Origin of the sequence: Lacticaseibacillus mingshuiensis (genome assembly GCF_016861785.1) — a bacterium.
Lineage (GTDB): Bacteria > Bacillota > Bacilli > Lactobacillales > Lactobacillaceae > Lacticaseibacillus > Lacticaseibacillus mingshuiensis.
The window spans coordinates 80,390-99,228 of record NZ_BOLS01000010.1; the positions used below are offsets into that span (position 1 = coordinate 80,390).

20 protein-coding genes are annotated in these 18,839 nt (G+C 56.9%); 11 read left to right on the forward strand and 9 right to left on the reverse strand.

What is annotated here, in order from left to right; genetic code table 11:
• Positions 1 to 75 precede the first annotated feature (75 nt).
• A complete protein-coding gene (locus JUE67_RS07600; protein ID WP_164510153.1) occupies positions 76 to 240 on the forward strand; it encodes a hypothetical protein in 165 nt (54 codons plus the stop codon).
• A gap of 94 nt (positions 241 to 334) precedes the next feature.
• On the opposite strand, the gene JUE67_RS07605 is transcribed toward JUE67_RS07600, so the two are convergent.
• From JUE67_RS07605 to JUE67_RS07615, 3 genes are all read right to left on the reverse strand, one after another.
• Positions 335 to 940 (reverse strand): sugar O-acetyltransferase, encoded by a 606-nt coding sequence (locus JUE67_RS07605; RefSeq protein WP_203626693.1) that lies wholly within the window; start codon positions 938 to 940, stop codon positions 335 to 337.
• 11 nt (positions 941 to 951) lie between these two features.
• Complete coding sequence (locus tag JUE67_RS07610; protein ID WP_203626694.1) at positions 952 to 1,146, reverse strand: hypothetical protein; 195 nt, start codon at positions 1,144 to 1,146, stop codon at positions 952 to 954.
• Positions 1,147 to 1,501: 355 nt separating this feature from the next.
• Positions 1,502 to 2,731, reverse strand: coding sequence for an extracellular solute-binding protein (locus JUE67_RS07615; RefSeq protein ID WP_203626695.1), 1,230 nt, complete (start codon positions 2,729 to 2,731; stop codon positions 1,502 to 1,504).
• Positions 2,732 to 3,014: 283 nt separating this feature from the next.
• Here JUE67_RS07615 and JUE67_RS07620 point away from each other — a divergent pair, with 283 nt between their 5' ends.
• Positions 3,015 to 3,743 (forward strand): class I SAM-dependent methyltransferase, encoded by a 729-nt coding sequence (locus JUE67_RS07620; RefSeq protein WP_225877902.1) that lies wholly within the window; start codon positions 3,015 to 3,017, stop codon positions 3,741 to 3,743.
• A gap of 67 nt (positions 3,744 to 3,810) precedes the next feature.
• Here JUE67_RS07620 and JUE67_RS07625 read toward each other — a convergent pair whose 3' ends face one another.
• From JUE67_RS07625 to JUE67_RS07635, 3 genes are all read right to left on the reverse strand, one after another.
• Entirely contained in the window at positions 3,811 to 4,356 is a 546-nt protein-coding gene (locus JUE67_RS07625) for a ferritin-like domain-containing protein (protein ID WP_203626696.1), read from the reverse strand.
• Positions 4,357 to 4,370: 14 nt separating this feature from the next.
• A complete protein-coding gene (locus JUE67_RS07630) occupies positions 4,371 to 4,601 on the reverse strand; it encodes a heavy-metal-associated domain-containing protein (protein ID WP_203626697.1) in 231 nt (76 codons plus the stop codon).
• A gap of 69 nt (positions 4,602 to 4,670) precedes the next feature.
• Positions 4,671 to 6,563: a heavy metal translocating P-type ATPase gene (locus tag JUE67_RS07635; RefSeq protein WP_203626698.1), complete on the reverse strand. Its 1,893-nt coding sequence runs from the start codon at positions 6,561 to 6,563 to the stop codon at positions 4,671 to 4,673.
• A gap of 127 nt (positions 6,564 to 6,690) precedes the next feature.
• Between JUE67_RS07635 and JUE67_RS07640 the strand changes: the two genes are divergently transcribed.
• From JUE67_RS07640 to brnQ, 4 genes are all read left to right on the forward strand, one after another.
• Positions 6,691 to 7,770 carry an Mbeg1-like protein gene (locus tag JUE67_RS07640; RefSeq protein WP_203626699.1) on the forward strand — a complete coding sequence of 360 codons (1,080 nt, stop codon included), beginning with the start codon at positions 6,691 to 6,693 and terminating at the stop codon, positions 7,768 to 7,770.
• Between the two features lie 490 nt (positions 7,771 to 8,260).
• Entirely contained in the window at positions 8,261 to 9,493 is a 1,233-nt protein-coding gene (locus tag JUE67_RS07645; protein ID WP_203626700.1) for an MFS transporter, read from the forward strand.
• A 768-nt stretch (positions 9,494 to 10,261) separates the two neighbouring features.
• Positions 10,262 to 10,384 (forward strand): hypothetical protein, encoded by a 123-nt coding sequence (locus JUE67_RS12825; protein ID WP_268886783.1) that lies wholly within the window; start codon positions 10,262 to 10,264, stop codon positions 10,382 to 10,384.
• Between the two features lie 108 nt (positions 10,385 to 10,492).
• Positions 10,493 to 11,866 (forward strand): branched-chain amino acid transport system II carrier protein, encoded by a 1,374-nt coding sequence (brnQ, locus tag JUE67_RS07650; protein ID WP_203626701.1) that lies wholly within the window; start codon positions 10,493 to 10,495, stop codon positions 11,864 to 11,866.
• 55 nt (positions 11,867 to 11,921) lie between these two features.
• On the opposite strand, the gene JUE67_RS07655 is transcribed toward brnQ, so the two are convergent.
• The 3 genes from JUE67_RS07655 to JUE67_RS07665 form a co-directional block, all read right to left on the reverse strand.
• Complete coding sequence (locus JUE67_RS07655) at positions 11,922 to 12,428, reverse strand: AAA family ATPase (protein ID WP_203626702.1); 507 nt, start codon at positions 12,426 to 12,428, stop codon at positions 11,922 to 11,924.
• Positions 12,425 to 12,949, reverse strand: coding sequence for a P-loop NTPase family protein (locus JUE67_RS07660; RefSeq protein WP_164510155.1), 525 nt, complete (start codon positions 12,947 to 12,949; stop codon positions 12,425 to 12,427). The genes JUE67_RS07655 and JUE67_RS07660 overlap by 4 nt, the downstream gene beginning before the upstream one ends.
• 78 nt (positions 12,950 to 13,027) lie before the next feature.
• On the reverse strand, positions 13,028 to 14,467 hold the full coding sequence (locus JUE67_RS07665; protein WP_203626703.1) for an APC family permease: 1,440 nt from the start codon (positions 14,465 to 14,467) through the stop codon (positions 13,028 to 13,030).
• A gap of 333 nt (positions 14,468 to 14,800) precedes the next feature.
• Here JUE67_RS07665 and JUE67_RS07670 point away from each other — a divergent pair, with 333 nt between their 5' ends.
• Genes JUE67_RS07670 through JUE67_RS07690 form a run of 5 tightly spaced genes read left to right on the forward strand, consistent with a single transcriptional unit; the run spans position 14,801 to position 18,830 of the window.
• Positions 14,801 to 15,559: a lysophospholipid acyltransferase family protein gene (locus JUE67_RS07670; RefSeq protein WP_203637110.1), complete on the forward strand. Its 759-nt coding sequence runs from the start codon at positions 14,801 to 14,803 to the stop codon at positions 15,557 to 15,559.
• Positions 15,556 to 16,395, forward strand: a complete 840-nt coding sequence (locus JUE67_RS07675) for a glycosyltransferase family 8 protein (protein WP_203626705.1) — start codon at positions 15,556 to 15,558, stop codon at positions 16,393 to 16,395. The genes JUE67_RS07670 and JUE67_RS07675 overlap by 4 nt, the downstream gene beginning before the upstream one ends.
• Positions 16,388 to 17,335, forward strand: a complete 948-nt coding sequence (locus tag JUE67_RS07680) for a glycosyltransferase family 8 protein (RefSeq protein WP_203626706.1) — start codon at positions 16,388 to 16,390, stop codon at positions 17,333 to 17,335. Before JUE67_RS07675 ends, JUE67_RS07680 begins: the two co-directional genes overlap by 8 nt.
• Positions 17,332 to 18,201 (forward strand): 1-acyl-sn-glycerol-3-phosphate acyltransferase, encoded by an 870-nt coding sequence (locus JUE67_RS07685; RefSeq protein WP_203626707.1) that lies wholly within the window; start codon positions 17,332 to 17,334, stop codon positions 18,199 to 18,201. Before JUE67_RS07680 ends, JUE67_RS07685 begins: the two co-directional genes overlap by 4 nt.
• Positions 18,198 to 18,830 (forward strand): TetR/AcrR family transcriptional regulator, encoded by a 633-nt coding sequence (locus tag JUE67_RS07690; protein WP_225423267.1) that lies wholly within the window; start codon positions 18,198 to 18,200, stop codon positions 18,828 to 18,830. The genes JUE67_RS07685 and JUE67_RS07690 overlap by 4 nt, the downstream gene beginning before the upstream one ends.
• Positions 18,831 to 18,839 lie beyond the last annotated feature (9 nt).

An 18,839-nucleotide genomic window follows, 5' to 3' on the forward strand; every position in this document is an offset into this window, starting at 1 on the left:
TTTTTTAGGCATTCCTTATTCGCGCCGTGGGCAAAGTGGTACACTTTTTCTGAAAGCAGAAATGGAGGGGTCCATATGGGAACAATGCCAAAAACGCTCGCGTGGTTGATCGTCATCGCGAACGTCATCTTGATCGGGTTAGTCCTGACGATGCACAATATGGCCGCGATGATCTTGATGGCGGCGATCATGCTAGTCGATGCGTTGAACGGGTTGTGGGGTGCGTATCAGCACCACTGACGGGCCAGGTCACCAGGCAACTCAAAAAGACGTTGCAAGCTGAGAAAAGCCGCAACGTCTTTTTCTATGCAAGCCAAGAATCGCCGCAACCTTTTTAATCGATCTGGTCCCAGTCGATCTGCCTGTCCTTAAAATAAAATTCCTTGTCATGGTCGTTGATCGGCCGCAACACCCGCGCCGGGTTGCCGACCGCCACCACATTGTCCGGTAGGTCGTGGGTGACGACACTGCCGGCTCCGACCACGACATTGTTGCCGATCGTGATGCCAGGGAGCACGATCGCGCCGCTGCCAAACCAACAATTTTCCCCGATATGCACCGCCTGATTGAACTGGTACTCACGGCGACGCAGGGCAGGCAAAATGGGGTGCGCGCCGGTCGCGATCGTGACATTCGGGCCAAACATCGTGTTGTCGCCGACATAAATGTGCGTGTCGTCGACCAGCGTCAAATTGAAATTCGCGTAGATGTGGTCGCCAAAATGGGCAAAATGGCCCGCCCAGTTGGCATGAAGCGGCGGCTCAATGTAGCAGTTCGGCCCGATCTCGGCAAACATCTCCTGCAGCAGCTGCGCACGCTTGGCGACTTCGCTGGGCCGACTGTGATTATAATCATATTGTTTTTCCAGGCAGGCGCGTTGCGCGGCCAGCAGGTCCTCGCGCGGCAGATACAAGCTGCCGTCATGCATGTCTTCGTGCATTATGTTTTCCCTCACTTATCGGCTTGTTGTTGAGACTGTTTTTTGAAAAGAGTGCCCTGTTTGGTGTCGACGCAGGCGGTCTGCAGTTTGGTCGAGCTATCTTGCACAGTCAGCGCATGAGTCTTTTTATCCAGCTGATAGTCGACGGCCTTTTGACCCTTAAATGGCGTCGTTTGCTTGACGGTATCGATCGTAAAGGTCTCCATGCCCCCATTGCCATGGATCTTGCGGTCGAGCGTCCCGCTGGTGCCCTTGAGCTGCAGATGGACGCGAATCAGATCACCACTACTATAGCCGTAATAATCACCATCCAGCGATGCGGCCTGCGCGCGGCAACCCGTCAGCGTCAGTCCCAGCAGTAGGGTCGCCGAGGCAAAGACAGCACTCCGTTAAAAAATTTTTTCAATCTATTTTCCCTAAATTGATTGATACAGTCCCCACTCTATCTGAGGGCGAGACCGTTTTCAACAGAAAAACCGCCCGACAGTCATCTGCCAGACGGTCCGCGCCAAATAAAGGTGTCTTGCCCGCACCAAAAACGCGGGCGCTCTAGCGGTGCGATCAAGGCTGCGAGATCACCTCTTGAAATGCCGCCAGTTTGGCCGAATAGTCAGCCGGTTTAATCGTCCCTGTGTAAGCGCCGATCATCAGTGCCGGTGCGTTGTCCCACAGCTGCGCCATTTGCGGCATCTTCGGCATCAAGACCGAACGACGGGCCCGCGCAACCACGGCAACGGCAATGGAATCGGTGGTCAACGCAGACGTTTGCAACACCTGTTTATCGATCGGAATCTGGCCCTGCGCTTGATAGAGTGCCAGTTGGCCAATGCGATCGGTGAGATAGGCGGCTAAGGTCTGGGCGGCTTGCTGTTTGGCTGGCGCAGTGTGCGCGTTTACGGCAAAGGCCATCACCCCGAGGAAAGCCTTCATCGGGACAGACTTCCCTGCTAGCGTGATCGTTGGCAGGGTCGTCACGGCGAGATCGTCACCCAGAATCTTCCTGACCGCCTGCGCATCCCATGGCCCACCAATGATCGCGCCAAGTTGGCCGGTCTTTAGCAGACTCATCTCAGTTGAGGTCTCGATCACCCCACGATTATGCTGTTGTTGGGCAAACCAGGCCAGCGCATTCTGCCCAGCCTGAGAGGCCATCGTGGCGCCAGCCAACGTTTCACCGTCTTCCCCAAATAACTGGACACCGGCTGTCACAAAGATCGGGAACGTGTCATAGGGAACGGTGAAATCAAGCCCGATCACACCCTTGGCCGTCAGGGTGTCCCAGCTCTTGACATCATCAGCGGAAAGGCGTGCCTTGTTGTAATACAAGACATTCGCTTGCTGGGCCCACGGATACCCATATAACTTACCCTGCCACTTCATCGCGTCGTATGCCGCTTCGATGTTGGTCGCCTTGATCTTCTTTGCAGCTGCGGGCGACAGCGGATTGATATACCCCGCCTCAGCAAGTTGCCCCAACTGATCATTGGGGACCTCAAATACATCGGCCGCGTTGGGCGTTGTTTTCGGGACATCGGTCTTTGCGTTGACAGTGCCGTTGGGACTTGGTGTGACCGTCACCACCACATGCGGATACTTCTTCGTAAAGGTCGCTACTAATTGCTGATAGGCAGGCACCTGCACCGCATCGACCCACAATGTGACCGCGCCAGCCAGGTTCTTGCCATTCAATGAAGCGGTCGGCTGTTGACGCGAACTTGGGCGACAGGCGACCAGCAAAATCAAGACCACCAGCGTTGCCGCACCGCCGATCACCTTTTGCCAAAATCTCATGTCTATTCCTCCCCCAGGAGATAGAAAGTGACAACGACAGAGCGGGAAGCGCTTACGATTGACAAGGAAATTATGCCTTAAAGTGAGTTATTTTGGCAAGTCGTTTGGCGACAATTAAATTGTTTATATCTGTTTGTGGAATAAAGCTCTCATCACCCGTGGAAAGCTTTTAAAAAGATTCTTTGATCACTACTCATGCAGCCGGTATCCTATAAATAAAGTTGTTTTAGCCGGGACAACGCGTTTCTGGTACACTGGCCTCATCAAGAAAGGGGACTTCATTGTGACCGCACTCTACGACGATCCAGACTTTTTTGCCCAATACCAGGCGATGCCGCGCAGCCAGGCGGGTCTCAGCGCAGCCGGCGAGTGGCCGACTTTTGAACGGCTCCTACCCGATCTAGCCGGCAAGCGCGTCCTCGACCTGGGCTGCGGGTACGGCTGGCAGTGCCGCTATGTCGCCGATCACGGCGCGGCGGCGGTGCTTGGCGTCGACGCTTCGGAGAAGATGCTCGCGGTGGCCCGCGAAAAAAATGCGGCGCCGGCCATCACCTATCAGCAAGCCACCATCCAAGCGTTTTCCGCCCCAGCCGGCAGTTTTGACCTCGTTTTGTCGTCGCTGGCCCTGCATTACCTGGAAGATTTTGGGGCGGTGGTGGCGCATGTCCATCAGTGGCTCGCGCCGGGTGGTGTCTTTTTGTTCACAGTGGAGCACCCGGTTTTCACCGCGGAAGGTAGTCAGGACTGGCTGTACGACAAAAACGGCGAGCCGTGGAAATGGCCCGTCGATCATTATTTTGATGAAGGCAAACGCGAGGCCCATTTTCTGGACCGCACCGTGACCAAATATCACCACACCCTGACGACGTTTGTGGACACCTTGCTCACGCATGGGTTTAGCTTGCAGCGACTGGTCGAACCACAGCCCGCCCCGGCCTTGCGCGACCGGCCGGACATGCAGTCCTCGCTGCGCATGCCGATGATGCTGATCATCAAAGCGCAGCGGCAGTGATTCCCCACTCAAAAAGGGCGCTGAGGCAACCGTCTCAACGTCCTTTTTGCGTGTGACCAAGTGTCCGCTAATCTTCGTCGTCCTCGTCTTCGTCGTGCAAGCCTTCCCAAGCTGTTTTGCCCAAAACCGCCTGCAGCTGGCGAATCGCGTGATTGTTTTCGCCGCGGACCGTGGTCAACACCGCCGCCATTGCGGGCCGGTCCTCGCGCTGGGCCAGCTTGATCGCCCGGTCGATGAAGAGATTGGCCATGGTCAGGTCATGCGCGCTGGCATCGACGATCGTTTCGGCCGGCGAAAACATCAGCCGCGGCTCCTCATCGATCTTACCGTAAGCCGCGATCTCCGCGGTCGTGGCAGGCGGCAGCTCATTTTCGTCCAGCAACAGATCGCCGAGACGGTCGAGCTGGCCCCGCACCATGTCGATCAGCGTCTGATACAGCGCCTGCAGACTGGCGGTTTGCGGGCCGCTGACGAACCAGCGCGCTTGGTGAAATTTCACATCCAGCACCCACAGATTGGCGACGATGTGGCTAGTCATCGCCCCGGCTGTCGGCTTGTGATGGTCCAGATCCGCCTGCGCCACACTTGCTTGATAACGTTCTTCAATCGTCATTTCGTTTCGCTCCTTTACGCTTCGGTGACTTTGCTGCTTTTGACTTCATAGCCCAGGTCGCTCACGACTCGGGTCAACTGGTCGGCGGCGATCTGGCTGTCGTCGAATTGCGCCTTCACTTTGCCGGCATTGAATAACACTTTGACCGTTTCGACGCCAGGCTGGTTCTTGACCGCCGTTTCGATCTTCGTCAGACAAGACGGGCAGGTCAGCTCGTCGAGTTGTAGGGTCAATTTTTTTGTCATCAGAATAACCTCCTATTGATCAATTACTTCTATTGTAACTGCACGCCGCTGGGGAAAAATTGACGGTGGTCAAGCTGATGCATCAAGTTTCTGATTTTTTTGGCGCCCGCCGAAATCGATCAGGCGCATCGCGTTGAAGATCACCACCAGAATCGAGGCCTCGTGCACAAACATCCCGCTGGCCATGTAGATGAACCCAGCGATCAGTCCGATCAGCAGAAAGACCACCACCGCGATCGCGATCACCACATTTTCCCGAGTGTTCCGAACCGTTTTTTTCGCGAGCTGATAGGCGTGGACCAGCGCCTGAAAATTGGCCTGCACCAGCACCACATCCGAGGTCTCGATTGCGACATCCGTGCCGCTGCCCATGGCGATGCCAATGTCCGCGGTGGCCAGGGACGGGCTGTCGTTGATGCCATCGCCGACAAACGCGACGTGGCGGCCGGCCGCTTGCATTTTTTTCACATAGGCGACCTTATCCGCCGGCAGCAACTCCGCATGCACCTCATCGATGCCCAATTGATTGGCGACAGTGGTGGCTGTCGCGCGATTATCGCCTGTCAGCATCACCAAATGCAGCGCACCGGCCTTTTTCAGGGCGACCAGGGCCGCTGGAACTTCCGGCCGCAGTTGATCCGCGATGCCGATCAGCTGCACAAGCGCCCCATCGATCGCGACCAAGACGCTGGAGGCCCCGCGCTGCTGCAGCGTGGTCAAAGCGGTCTGCTGAGCTGCGGTCAAGGCGACCCCGTGCCGCGCCAGGAGTTTGGCGTTGCCGGCGCAGATGCGGTGGCCGGCGATCGTGCCCGTCACCCCTTCGCCTTTGATCACTTCGCTGGCGGCAAGCGGCAAGGCGGCATATTGTAGGCCACGCTGCTCAGCCGCCTGAATGATCGCCTGGCCCAACGGATGGTCGGAAAGACTTTCCAGTTTGGCGACCTGCGCCAACACCTCATCCTCATCCCCCGAAAATGTCGTCAAAGCGGTGACTGCCGGGCGGCCCTGCGTCAACGTGCCTGTCTTGTCGAAAACAAATGTGTCAATTTTAGCAAAGTCGTCCATCACCGCGCCACCCTTGACGAGAATGCCATGCTTGGCGCCATTGCCGATGCCGGCGACATTGGACACAGGCGCGCCGATGACCAGCGCCCCAGGGCAGCCGAGCACCAACACCGTGATTGCCAGGCGCAGATCGCGCGTCACCAGCCCGACCAGCAGCGCGATCACCAACACAGCGGGTGTGTAATACTGCGCAAACCGATCGATGAATTTTTCCGCATGCGACTTGGTGTCCTGCGCCTCTTCGACCAGTTCCACGATCTTCGCAAAGGTCGTGTCATCCCCAACCTTGGTGGCCTGCACATGCAAAAACCCATTGCTGAGCATGGCCCCTGCGTACACACTTGCGCCGACTGTTTTATGCACGGGCCGACTTTCGCCAGTGATCGCCGCCTCGTCCACATACCCATCGCCATCCGCCACCGTGCCATCGACAGGCAGCGCGGCGCCGGGCCGCACAACCACCACGTCGCCTGTCACCAAGTCATCGACATCAATGGTCTCCGTCGTGCCATCCGCGCGCAAGCGATCCGCGGTGGTTGGCGCCATTTCCGTCAGGCTGCGAATCGATGACCGCGTTTTGGCCAATGTCTTTTGTTCCAACAAGTTGCCAAATAAAAAGAGAAACGTCACGATCGCCGATTCGTTGTATTCGCCGATCACAAACGCCCCGATCACCGCGATCGTGACCAGCAATTCGATCGACACGACCCGCACCCGCAGCGCCTGCCAGGCATGCATCGCGATGGGCACGACTGCCAACACCGACGCCAGCGCCAATAACCCAGCGTACAGGCGCGGTGCCTGCAACCATTTGCTTAGATAACCGCCCGCGATCAGCACCGCCACCACCCAGGTGATCGGCGTCGTGTGGGCTTGAATCCAACGTTGAACCTTCATTGATCATCGCTCCCTTCATCACAAGACTCATCTTACAGGGTGTGTATTGCGAAAAAATTGACGGCGGTCAAGTTTCATATTTTTCTTTAAAAAATGTCTGTGCAATAATAGTCATGGAGGTGAGAAAATGACAGATCTGATCGGGTATGTCCTGCAATTTGGCAAACAACCACTGGCGCGCCTGCCCCTGACGACTATCGACGGCGTGGTGCTGGCCCAGCTTGCCTATTTTGACTTCACCGGCAGCGGGCGGCTCGGTGATCTGTCGGTGAAGGACCGCAGTCGTCTAACTGAAGGCACCTGGCGCCCAGCGAAAAACGCAGCGCTGCTCACCGCCATGGCCAGCAGTCCCCGGTACGCGGACATTATTTTCCACGACCGCGTCGACCAATTGGACCTGGCGCAGGAAAAACAGTTCTCAGCGCTGGCCCTGACCCTGCCGGATGACACCGAGTTTCTCACCTTCCGCGGCACCCGCGCGGCGTTTGTTGACTGGAAGGAAGACTTCAATATGGCCTATCTGCCAGCCATTCCCTCGCAGCAGGCCGCGCTTCATTATTTTCGCCGCTTGGCCGAGGCCGCGCCGGACCGCGATTTTTGGCTGGGCGGCCACTCCAAAGGCGGCAGTCTGGCCACCTATGCGTTTGTGCATAGTCATACAACGTTGCAGGCACGGGTGCGCGGCGTGTTCAACGCGGATGGCCCAGGCATCGCGCAAGTTGTCGATCCAGCCCTGACCCCGCGCATCCACAAACTAGTACCCCAGACCTCGATGATCGGGACGCTGTTTGATCCCGGCCAGGATTATCATGTGGTCGCGAGCAGCGCCCACGGCATCGGTCAGCACGATCCATTCACCTGGGCGATCGACGGCCTGCATTTCCGCCGGCTTCCCCACTTGGACCCTGTTTCACAAGTCGCCCAGCGCACCATTGCCGCCTGGGTCGCCGACCTCGACGATGCCACCAAGGCCGCCTGTTTGAATGCCGCGTATCAGCTGATCACCCAGACCGAGGCCGAGACATTTGACGAACTGAAAGAGGATTGGCCGCAAAAAGCACGCCGCCTGTTGACCGGCTTGCGGGCGCAGGATCCTGACGTCTATCGCAACTGGCGCCATGCGTTGGGCGCACTGATCATCGCCCTGCGCGCCAGCATCCCCCAACCCCACCTCCCACAAGCACCAGAATGGTGGCCATGGAAATAACGGTGCGGAGCCGAGCGCTTAGGGGTGGGCAGCTAACAGGGTCTGGTGCTTGGGGCCGCTTTTAGCCCCGAGTGCCGGACCCAGTTAGATGTCCCACCCCTGCTCGGCGGAGCCCAACTACGGTGCGGAGCGCGGCGTTCAGGGCTGAGCAGCTAGGCTAGCCTGGCGCTTGGGGCGCTTTTAGCCCCGAGTGACAGGGACAGTTAGATGCTTCCGCCATGCGCACCGGAGCCCAACTACGGTGCGAAGCCGAGCGCTCAGGGGTGGGCAGCTAACTTGGCTCGGGAACTAAAACCATTTTTGTTTCACGTGAAACCGAGCCCATTTCCTCGCACCAATATGCTATGGTAGAGGCAGCGGGCCGTCTGCATTTAACAAAGGCCCGCCAAAGTCCTATAATGACAGTTTGTAACTGGCCGCGACCACGACTTATCCCAGCCATGGCCGCGGTCCAAAATTGGGCGATCAGCCCACACTGGAGGCGACAAACATGGATGACGCACAGCGCGAACAAGGCCCTTGGAAGAAAAATCTGTACATCCTCTGGTTTTGTACCTTCGTGGCGGGCATCGCTTTTTCTGAGATCATGCCTTTTCTATCCTTATATGTGGGTCAGATGGGGGATTTTTCCAAACAACAGCTGACCTTTTGGAGCGGTGCGATCTACGCCATCACATTTTTGATCACGGCGATCGTCTCGCCGATGTGGGGCAGTCTGGCGGATCGCACCGGGCGCAAGGTGATGCTCATTCGCGCCAGCCTAGGCATCGCGGTCTCGATGCTTTTGATGGGGCTGTGCACCAATATCTGGCAATTATTCGCCTGCCGCTTTTTCCAAGGGTTTTTCTCCGGTTACATTCCAAACGCGCAGGCGCTGGTCGCCTCGCAGACCCCGCGCAGCAAGGCAGGCACCGCCCTTGGGACGCTGGTCACCGGCTCCGTGTCCGGCACGCTTTTTGGCCCGATCGTCGGCGGCATCCTCGCCCAAGTCTTTTCCATTCGCAACACGTTTTTCATCACCGCTGGCCTGCTTACAGTAGTCTGCCTGATGTCTGCGTTCATGGTCGAGGAATCCTTTGTGCCAGTCGAGCATCCGAAAGGTGAAAAACGCACCGGCCTGCTGAAAAAAGTGGCGGATCCAAAGCTGATCATCATTTTGCTTGTCTCGACAATGATCGTGCAGATCGGCAATGCCTCGATCTCCCCGATCATCTCGCTGTACATCAAAGAATTGATGCACGGCCAAGGCGCAGTCACCGTGGTCGCAGGCGTGATCGCCGCACTGCCTGGCATCTCAAACATCCTTGCCGCACCGCGGCTTGGCCGGTATGGGGATAAGCATGGCTCAGGACGTGTGCTCATCGGCTGTTACCTGTTCGCCGTTTTGGTCTATCTGCCACAGGGCTTCATCGGCAGTATCATCGGCCTCGGCGTGTTGCGCCTGTTTGTCGGCGTTTCAGATGCCGGCCTGTTCCCGACGATTCAGACCTTGCTGACGAAAAATACGCCGCCGGAGACCACAAGTGCGATCTTCTCTTGGAATCAGAGCTTCCAGGCCCTCGGCAATATGTTCGGCGCCTTTCTCGGCGGGGCGTTGGCCGGCTGGTTCGATTACAACACCGTCTTTATCTCCACCGCCATGCTGCTGCTCATCAACCTGATCTTTCTTCGGGTCTCAGAACCCCAGCTGTTGCGCCGAACAGATAAAAAAGTCGCATCGTAGACCGAGGCCCGGACACCTCGGTTTTTCTTTACATTTAGACTCGTCGTCGTTAGTCGTCCATTGTTTTTTATTGAGCGAACGTTTTGGCCGGACACAGAAAGATATCCAGTCAATGAAAGGCCATTTCGGCGCGATCTATTTTTTGCCTATTATCGCCACAAAACGGCAAATCAGCGCTATAAATGAGGCCGGATTTCGAAGAATTATTTACGTAAGATGTACAGACTTTTTACAAGCAAATCTGTTGACGTATCCGCTTACCTGGGTTATTATAATCTCGACACTGAGAGGCGTGGAGGAGCTGGCCACGAGTTTTCTCCCAGCGTCGGTCAGTCCGGCGGGATCCAACCCGCGACCTACCCCGAGCGACGCAATGACGGTCACCTGTTACATGTTGGGTGACCCAAAGGGCTTAAACGGACCCGGTACTGGGAAGTACCGGAAAAATGTACCACCTGCATTTCAAACTGAATAAGTTCCCTAACACCGACGGGAGGAATCTCGAAAATGAAGAGGGAAAGGGATCCAACCTAAAAATTGGCAGGTCGGAGGAGACTTCGGCCTGTTTGCTGTGCCTGCAAATAATAATACGCGCCCCGCTAGTGAGTGCTGACGCCGCGCGATGGCATAACGGCAAAAATTTGTCTTGACTTCTCATCAAAAACCAATAAAATAGGCTCAACATCATATCACTGACGAAGAGTATCAGAGTAATCGATGGCGTCAGTCAGGGAGCCGCGTAAAGTGTGAAGCGGCCTGACAAGATCGATGAAAGTAGGCTATGAGTTGCTGTTGCGACCACTGGAAGCGGCAGCTGGGTATGCGCCCATTACAGCGCAGAAGTATCGCCGCTTGTCGGCCGTACTTTGTAAGGCGACTGCGGTGACGTAGCCGCAACGCTAGGTGGTACCGCGCAACGCGCCCTTTGCGATCATTTCGATCGCAGGGGGCGCTTTTTTAGTCTCGCAACTGACTCGTCACTCATCTGGAGGGCTCATTATGACAACACTCACACGCAAACAGTATCTGGCATTGGGTTCCATGCTGTTCGGCCTGTTTTTCGGGGCCGGCAACCTGATCTTCCCTATTCATCTCGGACAGATCAGCGGGACCAACTGGCTACCCGCGACGCTTGGCTTTTTGATTTCGGCCGTGCTTTTGCCTTTGCTGGCCATTCTCGCCATTTCGCTGACGGAATCCGATTCGATGTATGACTTGGCGCGGCCAGTTGGGCATGGCTTTGCGCTATTTTTCCTGATCGCCACGCATGCGACGCTGGGCCTTTTGATCGCCAGTCCCCGGACGGCCACGGTCACTTTTGAGATCGGGGTGTTGCCATTTATTCCTAAAGGCAGTGAGACGGTGGCGCTGTTCATCTTCTCCGCCCTCTTTTTCGCCGCGACGTACTTGCTGTCGCGCAATCCGTCGAAGGTCACCGATTATGTTGGGAAAATGCTCAATCCGGTCCTGCTGGCCTTGCTCGCCGCGGCGTTCATCGCGGCCTTCCTTATTCATGGCGATGGCGCGCAGTTGGCGAAAATGAGTACGCCGACCGCTGCCGGGAGCAATCTCATCAACGGCTTCCTGCAGGGCTACAACACCATGGACGCGCTGGCAGGCCTCGGCTTTGGCGTCACGATCGTTGCGGCCTTGAAATTCTTCGGCGTCAGCGATGCCACCAAGCGCGCGAAGGATGTGGCCAAGACCGGGGCGCTGGCGATGGGGCTTGAGGCCATCATCTATGCGCTGCTGATCGCGCTGGGCGTGCTCAGCCTCAGTTTTACCAAGGTGACCGAAAACGGCGGGCCGGCCTTCAACGCCATCATGACTCACTATACCGGCCTGATCGGCACCGGACTGCTGGCCGCGATGACCCTGCTGGCTTGCTTGACCTCGGCGATCGGCCTGGTCACCTCGCTGTCGCAGGACCTCGGCCGCCGCTTCCCGCACCTCGGGTTCAAGTTCTTCCTGCCGCTTGATTGCTTTGGCGCCTTTGTCATTGCCAATTTTGGCCTGGATCAGATCATCGCACTGTCCACGCCGGTCCTGATGTTTCTGTATCCGCTGGCGATCAGCCTGATCATCTTGGGCCTCTTGCATCCCTTCATTGGCAAAAATCGGGTCATCTACGCCACCACGACCGGTTTGACGATCATCCCCGCCCTACTCGACGCGATCAACAGCCTGCCATATGGGTGGAACCACTTCGGGCTGTTTCAGCAATTGATCGACTTTGGGACCCGCTTCATCCCTTGGTTCTCGGTCGGCATGGATTTCGTCCCGTTCCTTGCGCTGGGCCTGATCATCAGCACGATCGGGGTGAAGATCGCAGGCCGCCCGCTGCGAGATCTAGAATTAGAGGAAGAATCATGATGGGGGACGACGCCAACAAAAAAAGACGTCCTCAGTTTCCCGAGAACGTCCATTCTCATCGCTGACTCAGAGCGCGCACCACCACAGCTTTTTCCACGCCATTGCGCACCGGAATCACGATGTGGCCGGCAACCATCGCACGGATGGCCGCGTCGTCATAGTGCCAGACATATTTTAAAAATTCCCAGTAATCGCGATCCAAATGCTCGCGAAACGTCGGGGCCATGTCCGGACGCGCGGCAGGGTCGCGATGAAAGGCCCAGGACCGTTGCATGACCCGCGCCTCACACACCAGCCGCGGCGCCTGGCACCACAGCACCAGATCCGCCTGCGCAAGCCGCAGCGGCAAGGTACCTTTGTAGTTGCCATCGATCAGCCAATCATCATGCGTCGCCATGAACTGGCGCTGGGCCTCAGCCAGCCGTGTTTTCGCTGCGGAAGAGTAATCGTCCGCGTGCCACAGGCGATCCAGCGCCAAAAGCGGCCAGCCGGTGCGGGCCGCCAGCACCCGGGCCAAGGTCGACTTGCCGGTGCCGCTATTGCCGATCAGTAGGACCTTCACTTGGCGCCTTCTGTCAGTGCCTTGAGCAGGATCTCCTCATCCATCGCATTGCGGACCATGATCACGCGCTGACCATTTTTCAGATGATGGAGTTTGGGCGAGACGTGTTGTTCCGCGCGATTGTCGTATTGCCAGATCGCGCGCAACAGGTGCCAATAACTGTGGTCAAAATGCTCGTGGAAACCGGCTGTCTGGCCAGGAAGCGGCTTACCGTGTTTCAGCGAGCGGCGCAACACGCGGGCCTCGCTGACCCAGCGTGGGGCGCGGAACCAAACGATCAGCTCGGCCTCAGCCAGCCGCACCTCGATGGAACTGGAATAATTGCCATCGATGATCCAGTCTTTGTGCTCGGCCATGAACGCGCGCTGATCCGCACGAAATTTTGCTTTGGCGGCGGCACTTTGGTCGTTGGGGTGCCAGATCGAATCCAGCGTCAATAACGGCCAGCCGGTCTGCTTAGCCAGCGCCTTCCCAAATGTCGATTTTCCTGTTCCACCATTGCCGATCAGCATCACTTTCATCAAAAGCGGCCTCCCATTTTTCTTCTGCCTTCAGTATAGCAAAGGCGCCACGACCAAAACGGCCGTGGCGCTATTTTTTTACGATTTGAGATGATTTTGCCGCTTGGCCACCGCTGGCAGGATCAGCCCAAGGGCCAAAAAGAGTACCGGTGTCAAAATATTCAGCGTCAATTGGAACCACCAGGTCGCCGGATCAGCCGCCATGTCGATCTTCGGCAGCATCCCCAGCAAGCAGGCCAGCAGCGTGAAGACAAAACACCACGCACCAATGGTCATCCCCCACTTGCGATTTTTCACAAAGCGGTAGGCAGATGGAAATTTCGCCAGCTGCTTGTTCAGCAAAATGTAAGCCAGAAAGACCCACAGGTAGCGCAGCGGCATCACCGAGGCGTTGAGGTTGAGCAGCCACTTATACAGCTCGTTCATGTTGCCGATGCCAAGCGCCGGCACAATGATCAACAGCGAGACCAACACGCCAGTCATCACATACCCATTGACCGGCGTGCCGCGCTTGTTGGTCTGGCTGAGGCGGCGCGGAATGAAGCGGCTGTCCGCATCGCCGAGCAGGATCTTCAGCGGGGCATCGATGGAAAATGCGAGGCTGGAGACTTGCGCCAGCACGTTGGCAATCGCAAACAGAATCACAAAGAGGTTGCCGACGTGATAATAGCCGCCGAGTTTGGCGAAGGCCAGATACGCCCCATTGGTCATCAGATCGACCGGGATGTGGTCGGAGTCAAACAAAAAGCCCATCGCAAAGGACCCAAGAATGGCGCAAAACGCGACCATCCCGGCCAGCACCAGCATGCCCAGCGGAAATTCGCGCGCGGCGTGGTGGGTCTTGTTCACATACGGCGAGATCTTCTCCGCCCCGCCAACCGCAAAGACCAGCATCGAAACGGTGGTGAAATAATTCAGATTGAATTTTGGCAAATAAGTCGCTAGCTTGCCCATGTCCGGGGTCGCCACCTGCACGCCGCGAATCATGAACGGCGCGGACACCGCCAAAATAATGAACAGCAGCGACATGATAAACATGGCCGTCCCGGCGATACTACCGATGCGGTTCAACGTCGCCACCCCGCGGGATGCGAGCCACAAGAACAGCAAAAACAGTGCCAGGCAGATCAAACTGGTGGTCATGGCCGGCACTTCCTGCACAAAACGGCCATTGCCTTGGAACAACCAGCTGAACGCGATCACGATCGTCTGCGGTTTTTGCGCGAGATACGGCACATGGACCACCCAGTAGGTCCATGCGGCGTAATAAGCCAAGCGCTTCGTTGACGTGGCGGCGATCCATGAAGACACCCCGCCTTCCGCATCCTTAAACGCCGACCCGAGCTGCCCCACGATCAGCGCATATGGGACGAAATACAGCACCATGATCAGCACCCAGGAAGTGATCACCGCCAGGCCCTGTTGCGCATAGTTATTGAACACATTGGCCAGTCCCCACACCGCGACAAAGGCGATCAGGGCGACATTATACCAACGCAATTGTTTTTCCGTTGCCATTTTCATCTATCCTTTCAGGTAAACCCGTTGCCTGTCCATTGTATGGAGGACACCTGAGGCAGCAGTGAAAACCCGCCGAATTGCTGGTAAGAATGCGATGGCCGGGCGCTGATGACTCGATGAAACGAAATGAGGAAAAATATTTCTAGTACTTCCCATCATTTTCGGCTTTGAGTGAAATTCTTTCAGAAAATAATTAAAACGCAGATTAAATAACCCGCTATTTCTTGCAATGGTTAATTCACAAGGCTTAATTGTTGACAGTGATTTGAACTCGTTTATAATTTTCACCATGGTTGGTTGAGTACTTACTCAACCCAAGGAGGGGTCTGCGTGGCACAGCAAAAACCGGTACTTTACTACGACACGCTACAAGATGACATTGTGACGAGCGCGAATCAGGACTATCAGCTCGCCGCCGATTTCAACTGGCTGCGGGATAGTCTTGGCTTTCGCGTGGGGCAGCGCCTGGTTTATCCAACGGCGCGCCGCATCGGCAGTGCTTTTTGGCGTACGCGCCTGGCCGCCCGCTTTGTCGGTCGCGCCAAGCTCACGCCGTATGCGGATCGCGGCTATTTTCTCTATGGGAACCACACCCAGACATTTGGCGACCCACTGCTGCCGATGGTGCTGGCCGGCCGCAAGCAGATCGTGCACACGATCGCGTCGCCGGCCAACTTGGGCATGCCGGTGATCGGCGGCCTGCTTCCCTATGGCAACGCGCTGATCTTGCCGCAATCGACCCACCAAATGGGCGAGTTCTACACGGCGATCGAGCAGGTGATCGCGAGCCATGAGGCAGTCGGAATTTTCCCCGAGGCGCATTTATGGCCTTGGTACACGCAGATCAGACCCTTTTCCGATTCCGTGTTCCATTATCCAGTGGCGATGCACGCGCCCTCTTTTTGCTTCACCACGACCTACCAGCGCCATCATGTGACAGTTTATGTCGACGGCCCATTTTGGCCCGAGCCGAACCTGCCGCGGCGCGCTCAGCAGCGGCAATTGTGCGACGAGATCGCCCGGTGCATGACCCGCCGCAGCCAACACAGCACTTATTCTCGCATCGATTACCGGAGGCGCAGCGAATGAATATCTTATATTGCGGCGATGCGTCGATGGCGCCGGGGGTCCTACTTTCAGTGATGTCGCTGGTCGCGCACACCGCGGAAAAATTGCAAGTCTTCCTATTAACAGCGCAGCTCAAGACCGCTGACCGGTCGTATGCCCCTTTGGCTGCCGCAGATGCTGCTTTTATCGACCGGTGGCTACAGGCCGCGCGTCCCGGCAGTCGAGTGATGCGGCTGGATATCACCACCCAATTTTTGCGGGAGCCGCCAACTGCGAATATGGCGACGCGTTTCACGCCGTATTGCATGCTAAGGCTGTATGCCGATCAGATCAGCGCGTTGCCCGACCGGCTCCTTTACTTAGATACCGACGTGATCGCAGCGGCCGACCCCAGCGATTTTTACCATCAAGACCTCGCCAGTGCCGAGGTGGTCGGGGTGCTGGACCATTATGGCAAATGGGCGTTCCACACCCGGCTGGGGTTCGACTACCTGAACTCCGGCGTGCTGCTGATGGACCTGGCGGCGCTGCGCGAAAGCGGGCTGCTGGCGGCCTGTCGCCGGCGCTGTGCCAAGGTGAAAATGTTCATGCCGGATCAATCCGCGTTGAACAAGCTGGCTGGCCCGAAAAAACGGGTGGCCAAGCGCCGGTATAACGACCAGCACGGCCCTCATGCGGACACCGTGCTTCTCCATTTTTCCACGCGGCTGAAATTCTTGCCAAAATTCACCCCGATCTCGGTGAAACCCTGGGAGGTCGCCAAGGTCCATGACCAGTTGAACTACCATGCGCAGGACGCGCTGCTGGCCGACTTTGAGACGACACTTGCGCAAATGAAAGGACAAACTCATGACTGAACCCTACCGAATTTTTTTCTCCGTTGATGATAACTATGTGCCGGCGCTGACGATCGCGCTACGGTCCCTGGTGGCCAACACCGATCCACAGAAAAGCTATCACGTCACTATTTTGACGGAGGGCTTGACCCAGCCACACCAGGCGCAATTGCTCAAGGAAGCCAGCGCCAACGTGACGGTCGATTTCAATTCGATCACGGATCGGCTGAAGGCACGCATCACCGACAAGGGCAACACACTGCGCGCGGATTATTTCACCTTCACCATTTACTTCCGGTTGTTCATCGCCGAGCTGTTCCCGACGCTGGACAAGGCCTTGTATCTGGACGCCGACACCGTGATCTTGACGGATGTCGCCGACCTCTTTGAGCTACCACTTAACGGCAACTTTTTCGGCGCCGTGCCGGATCCATTTATCGCTGGCGACCCAGTCACGGTGCGGTATGCGGAAGACGCGATCGGCATTCCTGTCAGCCATTACGTCAATTCCGGCGTTCTGATCATGGACCTCAAGGCGCTGCGAGCGGCCGGCTTTTCCGCCCATTTTCTCAACTTGCTCAATGATTATCACTTCGCCAGCCTCGCGCCGGATCAGGACTACATCAACGCGATCGCGCAGCACCGCATCCAGTTTCTGGACCCGAGCTGGAACACCCAGGGCACGCAAAAAGGCATCGATCAGCCGCATATCGTGCATTTCAACTTGTACGATAAGCCGTGGCATTATGCCGATGTGGCCAACGATCAGTATTTCTGGCAATACGCGGCGGGGACGCCGGAAGAAGCCGGCCTGAAAGCGACCCAAGCCGCTTGGGGCAAAACAGGTGAGCAGACCGATGCCACGAACCAGGCCAAATTGATGCAGTTGGCCCGCGATATCGTGACGGTGCCGGTCACGTTCAAAAATATGCAAGCGCAAGGGGTACAGGTGGCGTTATGAGCAAAGTGCTCGACCGCGGACTACGCGACCCGGTCATCGCAAACATCCGCGCGGCGATTCAAGCAAAAACATTCAACGTGAAAGTCGAAGTCAATGATCCCGGCCTGGACGCAGCTGAAGAAGCGGCGCTGCTGGCGGCTTTTTGGCAGCGGTACCCAACGGCGAAGTACCGCCTCAATAACTGGGTGGCGCGGACGCTGGTGCACACCGCCACGCGCGTGCAATTCGCCGGCATGACCGTCAGCGGCAAGGAAAACCTCGCCCGCGTGTCAGGTGGCGCCATTGTCACCTCCAACCACTTCAATCCGCATGAAAATATGGCGGTGCGCAAGGGGCTGGGTCTGCCCCGCTTGTTTATTGTGTCGCAAGCGACTAATCTGAAGATGCCGGGGCTGCTCGGCTACATCATGAACTACGCGGACATCTTGCCCCTGGGCAGCGACGTGACCTATCTGGGGCGCACCTTTCCCGCGCGTCTGAACCAGGTGTTGGCAGCGGGCCACAAGGTGTTGATCTATCCGGAACAGGAGATGTGGTACAACTACATCAAGCCGCGGCCGCCCAAGCGCGGGGCCTATTTTTACGCAGCACAGGCCCATGTGCCGGTCATCTCCCTATTTGTCTCGACGCATGTCTTGGCCAAAAAGGAAGCGGCCGATTTTTACCAGATCGGCTATGCGGCACATATTTTACCGCCTATTTTTCCAGATAAGCGCTTGTCCGTCCGCGAAAATAGTCAGCAGATGATGGCCACAGACTTCAAGCAGAAACAAGCCGCATTCGAGGCGGCCTACCAGCGTCCCTATGACGCACCATTTACCGCGGCCGACATCGCCGGCTGGATTCCTGGAGGCGACAAGCAGTGAATGCCAATTTGAAACTTTATGAGCAGCAGCACCTGCTCGACGACATGACCGAAAAACAAAAGCGCGTCTTGTCGGCGGCGATCGATGTGTTCGCCGAAAAAGGCTATGCGAACTCCAGCACAAAGGAGATCGCGGCCCGCGCCGGCGTGGCCGAGGGCAATATTTTCAATCGCTTCACCAACAAACGGGGCCTCCTCGAGGCGATCGTGAATCCGGTGATCGACCAGATCTTCCCGTTCACCCTGCGCGACTTGATCGACAACCAGCTCTCGAAAAATAATCAGACGCTGGCCGATTTTATCGACGGCATCATTCGCGACCGGTTGGCCTTTGTGATCGAAAATGCACGGGTGGTCAAGATCTTCATCGGGGAACTGTTTTACCATGAGGAAATGCGCGACCTCCTGATGAAGAGCCTACCCAAGCCTTACTGGGACCGAGTGCGCGATGAACTGCGAATCCTCCAGGCACTGGGCGAAATGGTGCCGTGGGACCCCCAGGAAGTGCTGCGCCTGATCTGGTCAACGGTCGGCGGCGCAGCGATCGGCTATCTGTTTTTCGACCAAGCCCTGACGGAAACAGCGATCAGCCACACCGTTGAGGCCTTGATCAAACAATTACGGCCATAAGAAAGGGAC

Excerpts from the sequence above, each read along its gene's own strand:
- JUE67_RS07615 (WP_203626695.1), bottom strand. The coding sequence starts at position 2,731 with ATGAGATTTTGGCAAAAGGTGATCGGCGGTGCGGCAACGCTGGTGGTC.
- JUE67_RS07630 (WP_203626697.1), bottom strand. The coding sequence starts at position 4,601 with ATGACAAAAAAATTGACCCTACAACTCGACGAGCTGACCTGCCCGTCT.
- JUE67_RS07635 (WP_203626698.1), bottom strand. The coding sequence starts at position 6,563 with ATGAAGGTTCAACGTTGGATTCAAGCCCACACGACGCCGATCACCTGG.
- JUE67_RS07675 (WP_203626705.1), top strand. The coding sequence starts at position 15,556 with ATGAATATCTTATATTGCGGCGATGCGTCGATGGCGCCGGGGGTCCTA.
- JUE67_RS07680 (WP_203626706.1), top strand. The coding sequence starts at position 16,388 with ATGACTGAACCCTACCGAATTTTTTTCTCCGTTGATGATAACTATGTG.
- JUE67_RS07645 (WP_203626700.1), top strand. The coding sequence starts at position 8,261 with ATGGATGACGCACAGCGCGAACAAGGCCCTTGGAAGAAAAATCTGTAC.
- brnQ (WP_203626701.1), top strand. The coding sequence starts at position 10,493 with ATGACAACACTCACACGCAAACAGTATCTGGCATTGGGTTCCATGCTG.
- JUE67_RS07625 (WP_203626696.1), bottom strand. The coding sequence starts at position 4,356 with ATGACGATTGAAGAACGTTATCAAGCAAGTGTGGCGCAGGCGGATCTG.
- JUE67_RS07685 (WP_203626707.1), top strand. The coding sequence starts at position 17,332 with ATGAGCAAAGTGCTCGACCGCGGACTACGCGACCCGGTCATCGCAAAC.
- JUE67_RS07665 (WP_203626703.1), bottom strand. The coding sequence starts at position 14,467 with ATGGCAACGGAAAAACAATTGCGTTGGTATAATGTCGCCCTGATCGCC.
- JUE67_RS07605 (WP_203626693.1), bottom strand. The coding sequence starts at position 940 with ATGCACGAAGACATGCATGACGGCAGCTTGTATCTGCCGCGCGAGGAC.
- JUE67_RS07600 (WP_164510153.1), top strand. The coding sequence starts at position 76 with ATGGGAACAATGCCAAAAACGCTCGCGTGGTTGATCGTCATCGCGAAC.
- JUE67_RS12825 (WP_268886783.1), top strand. The coding sequence starts at position 10,262 with ATGAAAGTAGGCTATGAGTTGCTGTTGCGACCACTGGAAGCGGCAGCT.
- JUE67_RS07610 (WP_203626694.1), bottom strand. The coding sequence starts at position 1,146 with ATGGAGACCTTTACGATCGATACCGTCAAGCAAACGACGCCATTTAAG.
- JUE67_RS07660 (WP_164510155.1), bottom strand. The coding sequence starts at position 12,949 with ATGAAAGTGATGCTGATCGGCAATGGTGGAACAGGAAAATCGACATTT.
- JUE67_RS07640 (WP_203626699.1), top strand. The coding sequence starts at position 6,691 with ATGACAGATCTGATCGGGTATGTCCTGCAATTTGGCAAACAACCACTG.